This is a genomic window from Microbacterium caowuchunii, from assembly GCF_008727755.1.
GTDB lineage: Bacteria > Actinomycetota > Actinomycetes > Actinomycetales > Microbacteriaceae > Microbacterium > Microbacterium caowuchunii.
In genome coordinates this window covers 3,164,446-3,180,184 of sequence record NZ_CP044231.1, presented here as the reverse complement: position 1 = coordinate 3,180,184, position 15,739 = coordinate 3,164,446, and the positions used below count along the sequence as shown (strand labels likewise).

Annotated in this window: 15 protein-coding genes; 3 read left to right on the top strand and 12 right to left on the bottom strand. The window is 69.9% G+C overall.

Translation table 11 applies throughout. The annotated features are described in order from the left end of the window. Positions 1 to 35: 35 nt before the first annotated feature. The 7 genes from F6J84_RS14925 to F6J84_RS14895 all read right to left on the bottom strand — a co-directional run bounded on the left by F6J84_RS14925 (position 36) and on the right by F6J84_RS14895 (position 6,973). The gene (locus F6J84_RS14925; protein ID WP_150974542.1) at positions 36 to 719 is read right to left on the bottom strand and encodes a GntR family transcriptional regulator; all 684 of its coding nucleotides are present in this window, start codon (positions 717 to 719) and stop codon (positions 36 to 38) included. Between the two features lie 76 nt (positions 720 to 795). Next, positions 796 to 2,064, bottom strand: a complete 1,269-nt coding sequence (locus F6J84_RS14920) for a TetR/AcrR family transcriptional regulator (RefSeq protein WP_150974541.1) — start codon at positions 2,062 to 2,064, stop codon at positions 796 to 798. A gap of 66 nt (positions 2,065 to 2,130) precedes the next feature. Further along, positions 2,131 to 2,934: a 2-oxo-hept-4-ene-1,7-dioate hydratase gene (gene hpaH, locus F6J84_RS14915; protein WP_150974540.1), complete on the bottom strand. Its 804-nt coding sequence runs from the start codon at positions 2,932 to 2,934 to the stop codon at positions 2,131 to 2,133. Next, positions 2,921 to 3,817: an alpha/beta fold hydrolase gene (locus tag F6J84_RS14910; protein WP_150974539.1), complete on the bottom strand. Its 897-nt coding sequence runs from the start codon at positions 3,815 to 3,817 to the stop codon at positions 2,921 to 2,923. Before F6J84_RS14910 ends, hpaH begins: the two co-directional genes overlap by 14 nt. 2 nt (positions 3,818 to 3,819) lie before the next feature. Continuing rightward, entirely contained in the window at positions 3,820 to 4,593 is a 774-nt protein-coding gene (locus F6J84_RS14905) for an HpcH/HpaI aldolase family protein (RefSeq protein ID WP_150974538.1), read from the bottom strand. Beyond that, positions 4,590 to 6,104, bottom strand: a complete 1,515-nt coding sequence (locus F6J84_RS14900) for a bifunctional 3-(3-hydroxy-phenyl)propionate/3-hydroxycinnamic acid hydroxylase (protein WP_191905700.1) — start codon at positions 6,102 to 6,104, stop codon at positions 4,590 to 4,592. The genes F6J84_RS14905 and F6J84_RS14900 overlap by 4 nt, the downstream gene beginning before the upstream one ends. After that, positions 6,101 to 6,973 (bottom strand): 3-carboxyethylcatechol 2,3-dioxygenase, encoded by an 873-nt coding sequence (locus tag F6J84_RS14895; RefSeq protein ID WP_191905699.1) that lies wholly within the window; start codon positions 6,971 to 6,973, stop codon positions 6,101 to 6,103. Before F6J84_RS14895 ends, F6J84_RS14900 begins: the two co-directional genes overlap by 4 nt. 96 nt (positions 6,974 to 7,069) lie before the next feature. Between F6J84_RS14895 and tcuA the strand changes: the two genes are divergently transcribed. Next, positions 7,070 to 8,536, top strand: a complete 1,467-nt coding sequence (gene tcuA / locus F6J84_RS14890) for an FAD-dependent tricarballylate dehydrogenase TcuA (RefSeq protein WP_150974535.1) — start codon at positions 7,070 to 7,072, stop codon at positions 8,534 to 8,536. 7 nt (positions 8,537 to 8,543) lie between these two features. Next, complete coding sequence (locus F6J84_RS14885) at positions 8,544 to 9,983, top strand: aldehyde dehydrogenase family protein (protein WP_150974534.1); 1,440 nt, start codon at positions 8,544 to 8,546, stop codon at positions 9,981 to 9,983. Positions 9,984 to 10,065: 82 nt separating this feature from the next. Here the strand turns inward: F6J84_RS14885 and F6J84_RS14880 are convergent, their stop codons facing one another. Genes F6J84_RS14880 through F6J84_RS14860 form a run of 5 tightly spaced genes read right to left on the bottom strand, consistent with a single transcriptional unit; the run spans position 10,066 to position 14,914 of the window. Then, the gene (locus tag F6J84_RS14880; RefSeq protein ID WP_150974533.1) at positions 10,066 to 11,025 is read right to left on the bottom strand and encodes an alpha/beta fold hydrolase; all 960 of its coding nucleotides are present in this window, start codon (positions 11,023 to 11,025) and stop codon (positions 10,066 to 10,068) included. A gap of 10 nt (positions 11,026 to 11,035) precedes the next feature. Beyond that, complete coding sequence (locus tag F6J84_RS14875) at positions 11,036 to 12,046, bottom strand: ABC transporter ATP-binding protein (RefSeq protein WP_150974532.1); 1,011 nt, start codon at positions 12,044 to 12,046, stop codon at positions 11,036 to 11,038. Next, positions 12,043 to 13,071 (bottom strand): ABC transporter ATP-binding protein, encoded by a 1,029-nt coding sequence (locus F6J84_RS14870; protein ID WP_150974531.1) that lies wholly within the window; start codon positions 13,069 to 13,071, stop codon positions 12,043 to 12,045. The genes F6J84_RS14875 and F6J84_RS14870 overlap by 4 nt, the downstream gene beginning before the upstream one ends. Then, positions 13,068 to 13,964, bottom strand: a complete 897-nt coding sequence (locus tag F6J84_RS14865) for an ABC transporter permease (RefSeq protein WP_150974530.1) — start codon at positions 13,962 to 13,964, stop codon at positions 13,068 to 13,070. The genes F6J84_RS14870 and F6J84_RS14865 overlap by 4 nt, the downstream gene beginning before the upstream one ends. After that, complete coding sequence (locus tag F6J84_RS14860; protein WP_202980460.1) at positions 13,961 to 14,914, bottom strand: ABC transporter permease; 954 nt, start codon at positions 14,912 to 14,914, stop codon at positions 13,961 to 13,963. Before F6J84_RS14860 ends, F6J84_RS14865 begins: the two co-directional genes overlap by 4 nt. A 156-nt stretch (positions 14,915 to 15,070) precedes the next feature. Here F6J84_RS14860 and F6J84_RS14855 point away from each other — a divergent pair, with 156 nt between their 5' ends. Then, positions 15,071 to 15,724, top strand: coding sequence for a GntR family transcriptional regulator (locus F6J84_RS14855; RefSeq protein ID WP_150974529.1), 654 nt, complete (start codon positions 15,071 to 15,073; stop codon positions 15,722 to 15,724). The last annotated feature ends 15 nt before the right edge of the window (positions 15,725 to 15,739 follow it).

The window sequence follows — 15,739 nt, the reverse complement described above, 5'->3', positions numbered from 1 at the left end:
CCTCACCGTGGACCGCCCCGTACGGCAGGTTCCGCTCAGGCGTCCTCGGCGCTGAGCATGAGCAGGCGCACGTCCCGCGCCGCGAAGAAGTGCTTCAGGGTGACGTCGTAGGCGCCATCGACATCGCGTTGTGCGATCAGGTCGGTGACGGCGGTCTGGAACTCGCGCGTCTGCTCCCAGCGACCGGGGTAGGCGACGGTCGGATTGGCCTCGATGGTCCGTGAGAGCTGGAGCTTCACCCGGGAGAGCGCGTCGACCAGCGCGAGGTTGCGCGAGATGCGCAGGATGAGGTCCATGAATCCTCGCGAGTACTGGACCATGTCGCGGGTCGCGCCGGCGTCCACCGCGTCACCGGCGGCGAGCTTCGCCCGAAGCATCTGCACGTCGCGGTCGGTGCGGCGGTCGGCGGCGGTGCGCGCGGATGCCGCCTCGAGGTAGGCGCGGACCTCGTAGAAGTCGAGGATCTCCTCGGGCTCCATCGCCCGCACCACCAGGCCGTTCTCGTTCCAGGTGACCAGGGCGTCCTGCTCCAGGCGGCTGATGGCCTCCCGGATCGGAGTGCGGCTCACGCCGCACCAGGTGGCGAGGGCGGACTCGTTCAGGGGCTGGCCGGGTGCGAACTCGCCGGAGATGATGGCATCGCGGATCTTCGCGTACGGCACGTATCGGCTGGGAGTGCCGGTGGCAAGGCGGTCCTGGGGGGCCTGAGACGGGGGCATGAGGACGGGTCCTATCGACGAACCGGAAAGTGAATACGAGCGTACCCGCTTGTGCGCATCGGCGCCCCGGACGTGATCAGCTGTCTTCGAGGCCTGCGGCCAGCGCGGCCTCGACCATGACCGCCATCGCGGGCGCGGACTTCTCCAGGGCGAGGTACCGCCGGTCGACGTGAGCGGCGACGAAGAGCCCGTCCGCGACCGCCTCCGCGAAGTAGGCCAGCTCGTCCGCGCACGCCTGCGTGTCCGCGGGCAGCGTGCGGCGGAACAGGGCCGCGAGATCCATGTGCGAGGTGACGCGGATCGTCTCGAGGAGGGCGTGTGCCTCGGTCGTGGAACGGTCGTGGTGGAGCGCCTCCATGTTGAGCACACGGGGCATGTCGGGCTCGAGCAGCATGGCCGTCAGCCAGCGCCGGGAGAACTCCTCCGTCACCTCGGTGAAGCTGCCGTCCGGGATGCTTTCCGCGCGTGGGGCGACGCGGCGCCAGTCGTTGTGGATCTCGGTGATGGAGGCGGCGATGAGCGACGAGCGGTCGTCGAACCACCAGTAGAGGGAGGTCGGCGGCGTCCCGGCGACCTCGCAGATGCGCGCGACGCTGGCGCCGTCCGGCCCGTGCGCCGTCACCTCGGCGGCGGCCGCGCGCAGGAGGGCCTGTTTGACGGTCGTGGGCTCGTCCGGAACCCGTCGTTCGATGGTGCTGGGCGCATCCGGGCTGGGCGGCACGACTCCGGACTCGAGTCGACGCGCGACGGCTTCGAGCGCATGCGCGAGCAGGACGGGCGAACGATCCACCGACGGGCGGCGTGAGGCACGTGAGAGGAAGTGTCCGTCGTGCGCGGCGAGGGTGAGGTGGGTGAGGAACGCGGCGGCGCCGTCCGGGTCCGCGAGGCGGGAGGTGTCGAGGGAGCCGCTCCACCAATGCCGTACGCGATCGATCGTCTCGTTGCGCATGACCGTGAAGGTCTCCAGAGCGGCGGAGTCCCGCCGCTCCAGACTCAGCATGAGTCCGAGCCGCCACGGTTCGTGCTCCGTCAGCTCGTACCCGTCCGGTCCGGCGAAATTGCGCCGCAGTGCGTCCAGCCGCTCGTGACCGGGCTCCGGCGTGATCCAGGTCTGGCCACGCTCGCGGCGCTTGTGGTAGCCGTATTCCACGGCGCGTGCGACGAGATTGTCCTTGTTGCGGAAGTGCCAGTAGACGAAGCTCTCGCTCTGTCCGGACTCCGCCGCGACCGCCGCCATCCGCGTGCCGTCGAACCCGACGCGGGAGGCGATCGCGAGGGCGGTCCTGAGGACGCCCTCGCGATCAGCAGCCGCGTCTTTGCGAGAGCGGGGTCGCTGGTCGGGCACGGCTGCAACAGTACTGCGTCGCCCGCTCCCGCTCCCAGCGCGATTCCAATCCGTGGGACTTCGGCGTCAGAGGAAGCGGCAGCTCACCGAACCGAGGGTGTGGAACTCCGCGTGGAACACGTCGCCGGCCTGCGCGAAGACCGGCCGGGTGAACGAGCCCGACAGGATCGGCACACCGGCCTCGAGCTTCTCGCCGTAGGGGGCGAGGCTGTTGGCGAGCCAGGCGACGCTCGCGGCGGGGTGGTGCATGACAGCTCCCGCCACACCGGACTCCTCGACCGTCTCGTTCAGGTAGAGCATGGCCGATTCCCAGCGCAGGTCGACGTCGTCCGGTCGGGATGGCCGGCCTCCGATGATCATGCCTCCGTTGGCGGCGTTGTCGCCGATGGCGTCGACGATCTTCCGCGCTTGTCCGGTCGTGGGATCGCGCATCTCCAGCCGGGCATCGAGGATCTCGAGCCCGGGCTGCACCCAGCTCGTGGCGTCGAGCACGTCGGTCATGGTGACGTTCGGGCCTTCGAGGTCCCTGCCCAGGATGAAGACGATCTCCACCTCCAGGCGAGGCTTGATGAACGCATCCCGCCGGATGCGCGCGCCGTCGGCGTACATCATGTCGTCGAGGAAGTAGCCGCGATCCGGCTCGTCGACCTCTTGCGCCTTCTGCATCGTGCGGGAGGTGAGCCCGATCTTGCGCCCACTGAGCCGTCGCCCCTCCGCGAGCTTCAGCCGGCGGACGGCCGTCTGGACGGCGTACGCCTCGTCGATCGTCATGTCCGGATGCTGCACCGACAGCTGCGTCATGGGCACGAGCGTCCGCTCGGCCTCGACGAGGCGACGGGCGAGGTCATCGATCTGCTCAGAGGTCAGCATCTGCGGCTCCCCTCAGGAACGGGAGTGCGCCGGCGAGCAAGCCGTCGGGGTCCTCGAACGCGGCCCAGTGCGCGATGTGCGGCATCGGCAGAGCGCGGGCGTCCGGGATCATCTCGAGCACGCGGTGGGCCGTGGTCTCGTACTCCTTGTGATCCTTGCCGGACATCACGATGAGCACGGGGGCCTGGATGGAGGCCCACTGCTCCTCGGTGAGGAGGTTGGCCTGGCGCACGCCGTCCTGCTGCAGGGTCAGCATGCGACCGACCGTGTCCCGCGTGTCCTGGCGACGGTAGATGGCCAGGCGCAGGGCGATGAGATCCGGGATCCGGTTCTGCTCGTCGGCGATCAGGTGGTTGAAGACCGCCTTGATCGACTCCCAGCTCGCCTCGTTCACCGCGCGGGTGCGCTCGCGGATGATGCGGGCCATGTTCTCGGCGGTGGCCATGAGGCCTGCCGGGGAGATCAGGATGACCCGATCGGTCATCTCCGGGTTCTCCAGGGCGAAGCGCGCGGCCACCCAGGAGCCGAGGGACGAGCCGATCACGCTCGTGCGCTCGATGCCGAGGTGACGCAGGACCCCCTTCATGTGCGACACATAGAGGAACGTGTCGTAAGGGATGTCGGGCTTCTCGGAGAAGCCGTTGCCCACCATGTCGTACGCGACGCAGTAGAAGTGCTCGGAGAGGGGGCCGAGGATGCGGGAGAACGCCTCCCAGTGGCCGCCGGTGCCGTGCAGCATCACCAGCGCGGGCTTCGAGGGGTCACCGGCGGTCACCAGTCGGGTGCGTACGCCGTCGATGTCGGCGAACCGCTGCGAGAATTCCACTTCGCGCAGTGCGGTCCACAGCGTCTGCTGCTCGAGGTCGGAGGGTGTGTCAGTCATGATCAGCCTTTCGCGTGATGTGGGGGAAACTGTGCGCGCAGGGCGCGCTGAGCGTGCGCGAGGATCGCGGTGTCCGTGCCGACGCCCACGAATCGGAAGCCGGCGTCGAAGGAGGACTGTCCCGCCTCGGCTCCCTTGACGAGGGTTCCGAGCGGCATCCCGTGGTGGTGCGCGAGAGCGATGAGATCGGTGATCGTGCGGGTGACGTCGGGGTGCCCGGGTTGTCCGAGGTGCCCCATCGTGGCGGCCAGGTCGGCCGCTCCGATGAACACGGCGTCGATCCCCGGGGTGGTGAAGATCCGCTCGGCATCGCGGGCCCCGCCCACCGATTCGATCTGCGCGATCAGGCAGATCTCCGTCCTGGCCTCCCGCAGATACGCCTGGTCCGTGCCCCACGACCCGGCCCGGGTCTGACTCGAGACACCGCGCACCCCGGCTGGAGCGAAGTCGCATGCTCGCGCCAGCGCCGCCGCCTGCTCGCCGGTCTCGACCATCGGCACGAGCAGGGTCTGGAAACCGGCGTCCAGCATCCGCCCGATCTCGTGCGGGTCGTGGCCGCCGGTGCGCACGATCGGGTGCGCACCGTGCAGTCGGGCCGCCGTCTGCCCTGCGACGAGCGCGTCGAGCGAGCGGGGGGCGTGCTCCTGGTCGAGGAGCACCCATTCGAAGCCCGCAGCCGCGGCGATCTCGGCTGCGGCCGCGCCCGGGAGGTTCTGCCAGATCCCGGTCTGCGGCACACCGGCACGCAGCCGGACGAGGAAGTCGTTGCGCATCATGACGCCGCGACGGCGGCCTGCGGCGCGAGGGACTCCTCGAGAGCGCGCACGGCGTCGCGCACCTCGTCCAGTCCGCGGTAGACGCCGTAAAGGTAGCGGTCGGGTCGCACGATGGCGGCGATCGTCTGCTGGTCCGCCAGCCACGCTGCCCCGGGTCCGTCCGCCACGACCAGCCGCAGCGGGCCGCTCTCGATCCGGGCGCGCTCGTCGGCGGTCAGCCCGGCGGCCGCCTCCGCATCGAGGAGCAGGGCGAACTCGTAACCGACGACGTCGTCCAGGAGACGGCCCTCGGCGGTTCGCGGCTGCGGTGCACGGTAGCCGCCGCCGTTCGCGTCGTCGAAGAGACCCGGCCCCAGACGCGGTGTCGTTCCGCGTCCCTCACGGCCGATCCGGCTGTTGAGCGAGTCGATGGCTTCCTTCGTCGGCTTCGTCAGCTGACTGCCGAGCTCCGTGGCGGTCGTGATGAAGTGACGTGCGTGGGCCGATCGCTCGGCGCCGTAGCTGTCCAGCAGGGCGTCCGGCGCGCCGCGGTGCAGCACGTCGCGCAGCCGCCAGGCGAGTGACATCGCGTCACGCACGCCGGTGCACAGTCCTTGACCGAGGAACGGCGGCGTCTGGTGCGCCGCGTCGCCGGCGAGCAGGATGTTGCCCTGTCGCCATGCGTCGACCACGAGGGAACGATGCGTGTACACGGCGCCGCGCACGAGTGTCGCGTCCGCGGGCGAGATCCAGCGGGAGACGCGTTGCCAGATGTTCTCCGGCGCGATCGCGGCCTCGAGGTCCTCGTCGGGACGCGCCCGGAACTCGAAGCGGCGGATGTCGCGCACGACGTGGATGTAGATCGCGGGCGACACCGGATCGGCGTAGTGCGTGTTGATCGGGGGGACGTCGGCGTCCTCGGTCACGACGAAGTCGGCCACGATCCACGGCTGATTCAGCCCGTAGTCCTCGTATGTGGCCCCGATCGCGCGCCGCGTGATGGAGCGGCCGCCATCCGAGCCGACCGCGTACCGTGCCGAGACGACCACCGGCGAACCGTCCCGGAGGTCGGTGGCCGTGACCTGGACGCCGGCGGCGGTGTTCGTCACGTCGGTGACCTCGTGCTGCACGAGCTCCGTGACGCGGGGATCCTTGCGCAGCGCGGTCCGCAGCACCGCCTCGAACTCGGGCTGGTGCACGTTGTACCTGTCCGGCCAGCCCTGCTCGCCTTCGGGGTTCGCCGGCGGGCGGGTCGCGACGACGGCGCCCTCGGCGTCCAGGTACTGCGCACCGCGGAACACCTTGAGGAACGGCTCGAGCTCGTGTGCGAGGCCGAGCGACTGCATCGCCCGCATGATCTCGCCGTCGATCCCGACGCCACGCGGAACCTGCATGATGTCCGGCTCGCGGTCGAGGGCGACGACGGTCAGGCCGCTGTGCGCCAGGAGGTTCGAGATCAGCGCGCCGACCGGCCCGAGACCGATGACGGCGACGTCAGCCTCGACGATGCGCGCGGGGGTCTCCGCACTCATGCCGCGCTCTTCGCGGGCTGGGAGAGGGCGATGCCCATGCCGGTGAGCCATTCGCGTACCGGCTCGTATGCCACGGTGCGCATGCCCTGGGCCCCCGCCGCGTAGGCGGCGAACCACGTCCGCAGCTCGTGCGCCCCGACGCCGGCCGTCTGCAGGAACTCGGACGTGATGTCGTCGACCCAGGACGTGTCGGCCGACTGCATCCGGGTCAGCATCTCGCGATCCCAGTCCGGGCGGATGTCGTCCTTGGCGGCCTCGCGGTGCGCGGCGCTGAGCGCGCGCCGCTCCTCTTCCCCCAGGCCTTCGTCGGTGAGCGCGAGCGTCGGGGGGTTGTGGGACATGCCGCCCGACCCGATGTAGAGGACGCGTTCGTCGGTGGCCTCGAAGTACCGCGCCACCTCGCGGCCGATCGCGGCCGACCGGCCGGGTCGGGTCAGCGGGAGGGTGGCGCAGTTGAGGAAGATCGGGATGAGTGGCCGCGCGTCCAGCGCGCCCAGCACGTCGGCGGCCGTCTGGCCGAAGCCGTGGTCGAGGGCGATGTGGCGGGTGACGGCGATGTCATAGTCCGCGGCGAGCAGGTGCCGCGTCAGATCCTTCGCCAGGGGTGCGGGCACGTCGTAGGGGCCGGTGGGGGACTCGGAGTCGCCGAGGCCCTCTGCGGACTGGACCACGGATGCCGACGGCAGCACCTCACCGAAGGCGCGGCGGTGGTCGGATCCGAAGAAAACCACGAGCGAAGGGTCCCAGTCGCGGACGGCGTCGCGGACCTCGGCAAGGCCCGCGCGGAACGCGTGACCGTAGGTCTCTTCGCGATCCCGCGCGAATCCCGGACTGTGCGACATGCAGAGCGTCATCGCCTCGTAGCTCATCGTTCTCCCCTCTCGTCGGGCGTATACAACGGTATACAGTAGCATGGTGATGCATGGCAACGACTGCCCGATGCCCGGGCGAGATGAGGAGAACTCATGAATGAGGTCACGACGGATGTCGTCGTCGTCGGTGCGGGGAATGCCGCGCTGACCGCGGCGATCTCGGCCGCAGCACGAGGGCGCAAGGTCCTGGTCCTGGAGAAGGCCCCGCAGAGCCAGCGTGGCGGGAACAGCTTCTTCACCGCCGGCGCGACGCGCATCGCCCACGACGGACTCGAGGACCTCCTCGACTTCATCGACCCGGACGACCGCCACGGTGTGACGATCGTGCCCCCCTACTCCCAGGACGAGTACCGGTCCGACCTCGAGCGCATCACCGAAGGGCGCAACGACCCCGCCCTCACCGAGGTGCTGATCTCCGAATCGGCGGACGCGCTGCGCTGGCTGCACGGTCTCGGCGCCCGGTACCGCCTCATGTACGAGCGCCAGGCCTATGACCGTCCGGACGGCAGCTACCTGTTCTGGGGCGGGCTGCATGTCGGCAACACCGGTGGCGGCGTCGGCCTCATCGACGACCTGGTCGCGATCGCCACGCGCCTGAACGTGACCATCCGCTACGACCACGCCGTCGAGGACATCATCGTCGAGGGCGACTCCGTCGTGGGCGTGCGCGGGACGCGCTCGGGCGCTCCCTTCGAGGTACGGGCGGACTCCGTCATCCTCGGCGCGGGCGGATTCGAGGCCAATGCGGACAAGCGCCGCGAGCACCTCGGCGAGGGCTGGCAGAACGCGAAGGTCCGTGGGACGCCGTTCAACCAGGGCGAACTCCTGGACGCCGCACTCGCGATCGGCGCCGGTCGCGGCGGAGACTGGTCCACGTGCCACTCGGTGCAGTGGGACGCCTTCTCTGCCGACAACGAGTCGAACTTCGAGCTGACCAACCGTCTGACGCGGCAGGGATACCCGCTGGGCGTCCTGGTGAACACCGCGGGCGAGCGCTTCCTGGATGAGGGCGCCGACTTCCGCAACTACACCTACGCGAAGTACGGCCGCGAGGTCCTCGCCCAGCCGGGCTCGACCGCGTGGCAGCTCTTCGACGGCGAGCTGCGTCCGCGCCTGCGCTCCGAGGAGTACGACATGCCGGGGATCTCGGTCGTGACGGCGGACACCCTCGAAGAACTGGCGGTGGCGATGGAGGTCCCCGTGGACACCCTCGTGGCGACCGTCTCGGACTACAACGCCTCCATCGACACCTCCGTGCCGCTGGATCTGACGGTGAAGGACGGACGCGCCGCACGGACGCAGCCGCCCAAGAGCAACTGGGCGAAGCCGCTGGACACCGCTCCGTTCTACGCCTACGCCGTGACGTGCGGGATCACCTTCACCTTCGGTGGGCTGAAGTCGGACACCGACGGACGGGTGCTGCGCGAGGACGGGAGCGTCATCCCCGGCCTCTTCGTGTGCGGCGAGATGCTCGGCGGGCTCTTCTCCGCAAACTACCCCGGCGGCAGCGGGCTCGCGGCCGGTGCGGTGTTCGGCCGCCGCGCCGGCGCTCAGGCCTGAGGTCACTGTGACCTCCGGCATGCTGCGGGTGGCGGGGTTCGTGGACGGCGCGTGGCTGGATGCCGCCGCCGACGCGGACCCGCTGCGCGACAAGTTCAGCGGCGACGTCATCGCCGAAGTGGCCGCCACCGACCGGGAGACGATCTCCCGGGCGGTGCGGTCCCTCGATGCCGCCCGCGGACGAGGACTGCTGACTCCGCGCCAGCGCGCGGACGTGCTCGCCCGTGCCGCGGCGGGCGTGGCTGCCCGGCGCGAGGAACTCATCGCCACGGTGCAGGCCGACACCGGGTTCGCCCGGGGCGATGCCGTCAAGGAAGTGGACCGCACCGCCGAGACGCTGACCCTGTGCGCCGAGGAGGCCAAGCGTCACGCCGGGCACCTCGTCCCCGTGGAGGGGACGCCGACCGGCGCCGGGAAGCTCAGCTACACCCGTGTCGATCCGATCGGCATCGTGTGCGCGCTGACCCCGTTCAACTCGCCGCTGAACACCGTCGCGCACAAGGTGGGCCCCGCGATCGCCGCGGGGAACTCCGTGATCCTCAAGCCGGCGTCGTTGACGCCGTTGTCGGCCCAGGCGCTCGTGCAGATCCTGCTCGAAGCGGGTCTCCCGCCCGAGATGATCGCGCTCGTCTACGGCTCGGGTGCGAGCCGGGGGGCTTGGCTCGCGGAGGAGAAGGCGATCGGGTATTACGCCTTCACCGGGAGCACCGAGGTGGGCGCCACCCTGTTCGCCGCTGTGGGGATGCGCCGTACCCAGCTCGAGATGGGGAGCCTGGCGTCGACCATCGTCTGCGCGGATGCGGATCTGCCGCGGGCGGCGGCCGCCATCACCGCGGGCGCCCTGCGCAAGTCCGGTCAGGTCTGCACCTCGGTGCAGCGGGTGTACGCGCATGCGGCGATCCGTGACGAGCTCGCCGGGCTCGTCGCGGCCGGGATGCGTGCCGAGGTCGCCGGTGACCCCGCGGATGCCGCCACCACGGTGGGGCCCCTGATCACCGGACAGGATGCCGCGCGCGTGCAGCAGTGGGTCGACGAGGCGGTGGCGGGCGGCGCCGACGTGGTCTGCGGCGGGGTCCGCGACGGCAACGTCGTGGCACCCACGCTCCTGGCCGGCGTGCGTGACGATGACCGCATCATGCGATCGGAGCTGTTCGGCCCCGCGGTCGTGATGCGGGACTTCACGGACCTGGACGATGCGATCGCCCAGGTCAACGACACCCCGTACGGACTGGCCGCCGGCATCTTCACCGACAGCCTGGCCGGCGCGCTGGACGCCGCCGACGCACTGCAGGTGGGTGCGCTCTATGTGAACGAGACCTCCAGCAGCCGGACGGATGCCATGCCGTTCGGCGGTCTGAAAGCGAGCGGTTTCGGGGGCGCGGAGGGGCCGGCCTACGCCATCCGCGATATGAGCGTCGAACGGGTGGTCACCATCACCCGCCGGTGACGTCCCGTCTTTCCGGGCGGTCGTTCCCGGACGACGAAGGGGGCACGTGCGAATGCGCGTGCCCCCTTCGTACCGGCTGCTGTCAGGCGGACTGGACCCGCTCCTTCAGGACCGGGCGACGGTCGGACACGCCTGCCCGGGCCGCGGTGTCCGCGGTGACGCGGGCATCCCGGAAGAACTCGGTGAAGACCGCCCCGAAGATCTCCGGCTGGTCGGTCTGGCCCTGGTGGCCGCAGTCGTCCGGGTAGAAGAACTGCACGTTGGGAAGACGGTCCTCCTGGAGGAAGCCGTTCTGCACCGGTCCGAGGACGTCCTGCCGGCCGTACAGGTAGATGATCGGGATGGTCAGCTGGTCCAGCCGGCCACGCAGGCGCATCAGCTGACGACGGTTCGGGTCGGCCCACACGGTGCGGTTCCACGCCGCGGCGGCCGCGAAGGACTCCCGCTGCTGCTCGGCGTCCGCGGCGCGCATCGCCAGCACCTCGTCGGTCACCGCCACCTTGCGGTGGATGATGGACATCATCATCGTGCGCATGCCCTCGAGGGATCCGTCCCAGCGCGGCAGGGGGATGCCCGCCACGACGTCCTCGGCGGGCACGTCCAGCGCTTCGTTGAGACCGCTGGTGGCGATCATGGCGAGGTGCGTGACCCGCTCGGGGTGGTTGACGGCGACGTACGCGGCGGTCTGTGCGCCCTGCGAGTTCCCGCCGAGGCGGAAGGTCTCGGCGCCGACGGCGTCGGCGAACTGGATGACGAAGTCGACCCAGCTCATGTGACCGCGCACGGGTCGGTGCTCGGGGCGTGTGTCGGAACGACCGAACCCGGGTCGGTCCGGCGCGTACACGCGGAATCCGGCCTCGGCCAGGGCCGGCAGCATGAAGCGCCATCCGGCGGCGCCGGACGAACCCGGCAGCCCCCCGTGCAGGAGGATGACGGGCTCGCCGTCCTGCGGGCCGGCGGCCATCGCATGCGCGACCGCGCCGGATCGCAGGGTGACGTGCAGGTCCTCCGCGCCGGGGATCTCGATGATGTCCGTGCTCATGGGGAACCTTTCAGTGCGCTGCGGCGGGTGAGGCCGCGGGGGACGAGAGGGGGAAGTGGCAGGCGACCAGGTGGCCCTCCGCGTCCGGGGTCAGCTCCGGGACCTCGCTCCGGCAGCGATCCTGAGCGGCCGGGCAACGCGGAGCGAACGGGCATCCGGCGCTCGTCTGGGAGCGGCTCGCGACCGGAGTCGTCTTCCGATCGCGACTGCCCTCGGGATCGGGGATCGAGTCGAGCAGCAGCTTCGTGTAGTGGTGCCGGGGTGCGGAGTAGAGCGCCCGGGAATCCGCGATCTCGCAGATCCTGCCGAGGTACATCACAGCGATCCGGTCACTGATGTTGCCGACCACCGCGAGGTCGTGCGAGATGAAGATCATCGACAGGCCGTATTCGGCCTTCATCGTCTCGAGGAGGTTGAGGACCTGGGCCTGTACGGACACGTCCAGCGCGGAGACGGGCTCGTCGCAGACGAGCACCTCCGGAGTCTGCGCGAGGGCCCGCGCGATGGAGATGCGCTGGCACTGACCGCCGGAGAGCTCGTGCGGCTTCCGCTTGGCCATCATCTCGTCCACGCCCACCTGCGAGAGCAGCGAGATCGCCTGCGCATCGGCATCACGGACGCCGCGGATGGAGAGGGACTCCGCGACGGTCTCCTGCGCTGTCTTGCGGGGATTCAGCGATGCGATCGGGTCCTGGAAGATCAGCTGGATCTTGCGGCGGAGGGACCGCAGACGCTTCTTCGACAGCGTCGTCAGGTCCTCGTCGCCCAGCCAGACGTGCCCCGACGTGGGCGCCGGCAGCTGCACGATGGCGCGCCCGGTCGACGACTTGCCGCAGCCGGACTCGCCGACCAGCCCGAGGGTCTCGCCGCGTCGCAGCGTCAGTGACACGCCGTGCACGGCGCGGACCGGTCCGGACTTGCCCGGGTACTCCACGACCACGTCCGTGACCGTCAACGCGATGTCGTCCGTCGCGGGGCCTGGGGCCGCCGCATCCGCGATGTCGTCCGCGATGGTGCTCATGCGGCTCCTCCTACCGTGCTGTGCAGGGCCATGCCTTCGACGAGTTCGGGATGGTGGCACGCCACCGTGCGTCCGGGGGCGATCTCCGCGCGCGGGGGGCGTTCCTGCATGCACACATCGGTCGCGAGCGGGCAGCGGGCGGCGAAGGAGCAGCCGGCCGGCAGCGCGGTCAGTTGCGGGGGACGACCGGGGATCGTCCGCAGCAGGGTGTGCGGTTCATTGCTGAGCGCGGGACGCGCATCCTCGAGCATGCGCGTGTACGGGTGATTGGGGGATGCGAAGATCTCACGCGCCCTGCCGGATTCCACGATCCGGCCGGCGTACATCACCGAGACGTCGTCGCAGCGCTCGGCGATCAGCGAAAGATCGTGGGAGACCAGCAGCATCGAGAGGTTGCGCTCTTCACGCAGCTTGTCGAACAGGTCGAGGATCTGCGCCTGGACGGTCACATCGAGTGCCGTGGTGGGCTCGTCCGCGATGATGAGGTCGGGATCGCACGAGAGCGCCAGTGCGATCATCACACGCTGGCGCTGCCCGCCGGACAGCTGGTGCGGATAGACGCGCAGCTTGTCCTCCGGTGCGGGCATCCCGACCTGGTGCAGGAGGTCGCCGGCCAGGGCCATGGCGTCCTTACGGGACATGGAGGGCGTGTGGCGCCGGATCTGGATCACCAGTTGCTTGCCGATGCGCATGACTGGGTTGAGCGCCGTCATCGGGTCCTGGAAGACCATGGACGCGCGCTTGCCGCGCACCCGTTCGCGCAACTGGTCCTCGGTGTAGGAGAGGATCTCGTCGCCGGCCAGGCGGATGCTGCCTTCCTTCAGCGCGAGCGCACGCGTGGGCAGGATGCCGAGAACCGTGCGGGCGGTGACGGACTTCCCGGAGCCGGACTCGCCCACGAGGCCGTGGACGCTGCCTCGCTCGACCGTGAGGTTCACGCCCTGCACGACCCGGGCGATGCCGCGCGGAGTGTTGAAGTGCACCGTCAGATCGGTGATCTGCAGTGCGGGGCTCGTGCCGGTCACAGCGAGGCCTCCTTGATGTCGAACCGCTTGGTGAAGTGTTCGGCGAGGAAGTTGATCGCCAGCAGGGAGATGAACATGAAGAACGCCGGGATCAGCACGATGTGCGGGCTGCGGGTGATCTCGGATCGCCCGGTGCCCATCATCCCGCCCCAGCTGGACGTGGGCGGCGGGACGCCGAGGCCGAGGAACGACAGGCTCGCCTCACCGATGATGGCGACCGCCACCAGCACCAGCGCGTAGCTCGTGACCGGGACGACGACGTTCGGGAGGATCTCGCGGACGAGGATGCGCAGGTGCCCGGCACCCAGTCCGCGAGCGGCGGTGACGAACTCCCGGGGAGCGTAGGTGAGGGTCGCGGCTCGGGCGACGCGGGCGATCGCCGGAGCCGAAACGATCCCGATCCCGATCACGATCGTCGTCAGGCTGGGGCCGAGGAAGACGCTCAGCGCGATCAGGGCGACCAGCGACGGGAAGGCCAGCGAGATGTCCAGGAAGACACCGATCACGCGGTTGGTCGTTCCGGAGAAGTAGCCGGCGAGGATGCCGAGGGGCGCGCCGATGACGACGGCGACCAGCACCGCGAGCACACCCACGGTGAGACTGATGCGCGCACCGGCGATGACCCGGGCGAGCATGTCGCGACCGATCTCGTCCGTGCCCAGGATGTGGCCGGGGGTGAAGGGCAGTGACGCGATCGCTCCGTAGTCGGAACGCGAAGGATCGGGCAGCGGGAGGATGGGCTGGGCGATCGCCGCGAGCACCAGCAGGGCCAGCCAGCTCGCGGACAGGATCACCGCGACGGGGAGCACCTTCGTGCGTCGGCGCGGCGCCGTGCGGATGGGCTTCGTGTGGGGTGCCGAGGGGACGATCTCGGTCGCTGCGGTGATGGTCATGCGCGCACCCTTGGGTCGAGAGCGGTGTAGAGGAGGTCGACGAGGAAGTTGAGGACGACGTACGCCGTGGCGATGAACAGGACGATGCCCTGCACGAGGATGTAGTCGCGGTTGTTGATGCCGGTGTAGAGGAGGGTCCCGATCCCGGGGAGACCCGAGATCAACTCGACGATGAGGGTTCCGCCGATCAGCGTGCCGATGTTGATGCCCACCACGGTGACCAGCGTCGGCAGGGACGGGCGCAGCGCATAGCGGAACAGGATCGTCCGGTGCGAGAGACCGCCGGCGCGGGCGACGAGGATGAAGTCCTCCTGCAGGGTGCGGATCATCTCGTTGCGCAGCACTCTCGTGTACAGCGGGATGAGCGCGGCCGAGAGCGCGAGTGAGGGGATGAGGATGGAGCGGAAGTTCCCCCATGGATCGACATCCATCGGGACGTAACCGATGGCGGGCAGCAGCTTCAGCTGCACCGAGAGGATCACGATCAGCACGAGCGCGACGACGAAGTTCGGCGTCGACTGCAGGCCGAAGGTGAAGACGGCGACGCCCCGGTCGAACAGGGTGTCCCGGCGGCGGGCGGCGGCGATGGCCAGCGGCACGGCGATCAGGAGCGAGATGAGCTCGGCGGCGAGTACGAGCTGGATCGTGACCGGCAGGCGGTCCATGATCTCGGTGAGTACGGGTTGTCCGGTCCGGAAGGACGTGCCGAAGTCGCCGGTGATGACACCGCCGAGCCATCCGAAGTAGCGGACGAGGAGGGGCTGATCGAGGCCCAGTTGGGCGCGGATCTCTTCGACCGCCCCCTCCGTCGTGTTCCCGGTGGCGCCGACCAGGACCTCGGCGGGGTCGCCGGGGAGGAGGTCGAGCAGCAGGTAGACGAGGAAGCTCGCGCCGAGCAGGACGGCGATCAGGTAAAGCAGGCGGGACCCCACTCTGGTGACCAGTTGCAACGTCGCTCCTTCACTGCCGGGAACTGCCCGAGGTCTCTCATCTGCTCGGGTGAACAGCTCCGGGCCACAGTAGACGGAGGGGTGTATGCACGTGCACACCGTTCCACGCGGTGGACCCCGGCGGCGCGCGGGGTGCCGCGCGAGGATGGTTGATGCGTGGAGAACGTGCAGAGCAGCCCCGCCCTCACCCCGTACGAGCGCATCCGGGAGGGCATCTTCAGCGGAGAGTTCGCTCCCGGCCAGCCGTTGACCGAGAAGCACCTCGCTCAGTGGTGCGGGGTCAGCCGGACCCCGGTCCGGGAGGCCCTCGGCCGACTCGAGCGTGACGGACTGGTGACGTGGACCGAGCGCGGCACGGTGGTGCGCGAGCGCACCCCGGAGGAGATCCTCGACATCTACGACGCCCGGGTGGTGCTGGAGGCGCTCGCCGCGCGCACGGCCGCCGAGCGGCGCAGCGAGCACGACCTGATGATGCTGAGCACCATCGTCGACCAGGCCTCAGCCGTCGATCCGCAGGACATCGAGGCGAAGCTGGGTTCCTCCCGCGCCTTCCACACCGCGGTGCGGAAAGCGGCCCACAACGAGTCGCTGATCGACCTGCTCGGGCGACTCAACCTGCAGCTCGCCCGGCACGCCGACGGGCACCCCACTCTGGGGCAGGACGGCCGATGGGGCGACGCCATCGACATGTACGCGAGTCTCTTCCGTGCCATCGAGGGGCGGGACGGGGAATCCGCCCACGAGATCTCCCGCCGCTATTTCATCGAGGCTCGTAAGCTGCGATTGCAGGCGCTCGCCGGGCTCGCCTGACCCGGCTCGCAGGAC

What these genes read in the sequence shown, in the direction of transcription:
- F6J84_RS14925 (WP_150974542.1), bottom strand. Translation starts at nt 719, where the DNA reads ATGCCCCCGTCTCAGGCCCCCCAGGACCGCCTTGCCACCGGCACTCCC.
- hpaH (WP_150974540.1), bottom strand. Translation starts at nt 2,934, where the DNA reads ATGCTGACCTCTGAGCAGATCGATGACCTCGCCCGTCGCCTCGTCGAG.
- F6J84_RS14910 (WP_150974539.1), bottom strand. Translation starts at nt 3,817, where the DNA reads ATGACTGACACACCCTCCGACCTCGAGCAGCAGACGCTGTGGACCGCA.
- F6J84_RS14905 (WP_150974538.1), bottom strand. Translation starts at nt 4,593, where the DNA reads ATGATGCGCAACGACTTCCTCGTCCGGCTGCGTGCCGGTGTGCCGCAG.
- F6J84_RS14900 (WP_191905700.1), bottom strand. Translation starts at nt 6,104, where the DNA reads ATGAGTGCGGAGACCCCCGCGCGCATCGTCGAGGCTGACGTCGCCGTC.
- F6J84_RS14895 (WP_191905699.1), bottom strand. Translation starts at nt 6,973, where the DNA reads ATGAGCTACGAGGCGATGACGCTCTGCATGTCGCACAGTCCGGGATTC.
- tcuA (WP_150974535.1), top strand. Translation starts at nt 7,070, where the DNA reads ATGAATGAGGTCACGACGGATGTCGTCGTCGTCGGTGCGGGGAATGCC.
- F6J84_RS14880 (WP_150974533.1), bottom strand. Translation starts at nt 11,025, where the DNA reads ATGAGCACGGACATCATCGAGATCCCCGGCGCGGAGGACCTGCACGTC.
- F6J84_RS14875 (WP_150974532.1), bottom strand. Translation starts at nt 12,046, where the DNA reads ATGAGCACCATCGCGGACGACATCGCGGATGCGGCGGCCCCAGGCCCC.
- F6J84_RS14865 (WP_150974530.1), bottom strand. Translation starts at nt 13,964, where the DNA reads ATGACCATCACCGCAGCGACCGAGATCGTCCCCTCGGCACCCCACACG.